This is a genomic window from Vibrio sp. 10N.222.48.A3 (assembly GCF_041475345.1).
In the GTDB taxonomy this organism is placed as follows: Bacteria; Pseudomonadota; Gammaproteobacteria; order Enterobacterales; family Vibrionaceae; genus Vibrio; species Vibrio tasmaniensis_A.
The window spans coordinates 1-1,881 of the sequence record NZ_JBFRVX010000394.1 but is presented as its reverse complement, the minus strand read 5'-3'; the positions used below and the strand labels follow the sequence as shown (position 1 = coordinate 1,881).

Sequence of the window (1,881 nt, the reverse complement as noted above, 5' to 3'; positions counted from 1 at the left end):
GCGAGTAGCGAGTAGCGAAATTATGTAGGGTTGGCGTTTAGCGTCAACCCTTTTTGTTTCTGTGTATCTAAGAAATGTTAAGCACTTAGCTCTTGGATTTGAGCAACAATCGCTTTTAATCCATTGCCGCGAGATGGGCTTAGATGGGTAATTAAACCGATTTGTTCAAAGTATCCATCGATATCGAACGCTTGAATCTGCTCTGATGTTTTTCCATCATACGCAGCCATCACTAATGCAATCAGACCGCGAACGATACGCGCATCAGAATCAGCACAAAAGCGCCAAACACCGTCGATATTTTGAGAAACCAACCACACTTGGCTTTCACAACCAGATACGACAACCTGTTCACTTTTCAGTTCATCAGGCATGCTAGGCAGTTTCTTACCCCACTGAATCACCTGGCGATAACGATCTTCCCAGCCGCTGAAAGTCTGCATTTTTGCGACAATATCATCACTGGTAATTTCTTTGCCGAATGGAAAGCTTGGGAATGTGGTCATTTTAATATCCAGTCGATTGTTAATTGAGAAGAAGACGTTACTTAGCGTGCTTTTGAACGATCTTTTCTACGATACGTGAAACCGCCACAAAACCAAAGGTAGCCGTGACAACCGTTGCTGCACCAAAACCCGTCGCACAATCCATGCGTTTTGGACCTTCTGCGGTTGCTTTCGCAGCACATACACTGCCGTCGGCTTGAGGGTATTTAAGTTGCTCAGTCGAGAACACACAATCGATACCAAACTTACGCGCTGGATTCTTAGGGAAATTATGATGACGACGCAATGTGTCTTTCAATTTCTTCGCTAACGGATCTTGAATCGTTTTAGTCAGATCAGCCACTTTGATTTGAGTCGGATCGATTTGTCCACCCGCGCCACCGGTGGTGATCACTTTAATTTTGTTGCTACGGCAATACGCCAACAGCGAAGCCTTAGCTTTCATGCTATCAATCGCATCGAGCACAAAGTCGAACTCTTTCGATAGGTATTCAGCCTGATTATCTGGCCCGATAAAGTCATCAATCAGGTTCACTTTACACTCAGGGTTAATCAGCTTAACGCGCTCTGCCATCACTTCGATTTTGCTCTTGCCAACCGTACCCGACATAGCGTGGATCTGACGGTTGATGTTCGTCACGCACACATCATCCATATCGATCAATGTCAGCTCACCTAAACCAGTACGAGCAAGCGCTTCAACCGCCCATGAACCGACACCGCCAATACCGATCACACACACGTGTGCTGCTCTAAGTATGTCGACTTCACTATTGCCATACAGGCGACGAGTGCCACCAAATCGTTGGTCATAGTTTTCTGAAGCTGGAGTGGTCAATTCACGCATTGTTGCCGCCAATTTATTTCTGAGAAAAAGAAAAGAGTGCGTTTTATACGCACTCTTGAATTAAAAGTCTAGGGGATTAGCGATTCGCTTTCAATGCCCCATTTTATTGTTGTTTACTCGACCTTTTCAGGAGGCAAAGCCCAAGGCGCTTCGGTTGCGCTGCCATCTAGACCCAGCTTCCACACCCGACCAAAATGCTTGTAATGACCCGCTTCAGTTCCTGCTCGTGGGCCCATACCATGGTAGAGGTCCAAATGGTTTTGCTTAACCGCACCACCGGTATCTAAAACCAATAGTAGTCTTAGTTGGTGCGCGCCGCTCCAAGTACCATCAGCATTCAGTAACGGAACCTCAGCCAGGATAGGTGTTCCCATTGGTAAGATAGAGCGATCGCCCGCTACCGCCGCCATCGGTAATAAAGGAATGCCAGCACTTCCCATTACGGATAGATCATCTCTCGCGCTAAAGAAGACGAAAGATGGGTTTTGCTCAAGCAGTTCTTTTACCACTTCAGGATCGTTTGCCAAG

At 46.5% G+C, this 1,881-nt stretch carries 3 protein-coding genes; all 3 read right to left on the bottom strand.

The annotated features are described in order from the left end of the window. Positions 1–77: 77 nt before the first annotated feature. Positions 78–506, bottom strand: a complete 429-nt coding sequence (gene csdE / locus AB4653_RS12250; RefSeq protein WP_009848361.1) for a cysteine desulfurase sulfur acceptor subunit CsdE — start codon at positions 504–506, stop codon at positions 78–80. Positions 507–543: 37 nt separating this feature from the next. Beyond that, entirely contained in the window at positions 544–1,353 is an 810-nt protein-coding gene (gene tcdA / locus AB4653_RS12245; RefSeq protein ID WP_009848360.1) for a tRNA cyclic N6-threonylcarbamoyladenosine(37) synthase TcdA, read from the bottom strand. A 113-nt stretch (positions 1,354–1,466) separates the two neighbouring features. Next, positions 1,467–1,881, bottom strand: a 415-nt coding sequence (locus tag AB4653_RS12240) for a 3D domain-containing protein (RefSeq protein WP_372104270.1), incomplete at its 5' end; no start/stop codon positions are given.

Excerpts from the sequence above, each read along its gene's own strand:
- csdE (WP_009848361.1), bottom strand. The coding sequence starts at position 506 with ATGACCACATTCCCAAGCTTTCCATTCGGCAAAGAAATTACCAGTGAT.
- tcdA (WP_009848360.1), bottom strand. The coding sequence starts at position 1,353 with ATGCGTGAATTGACCACTCCAGCTTCAGAAAACTATGACCAACGATTT.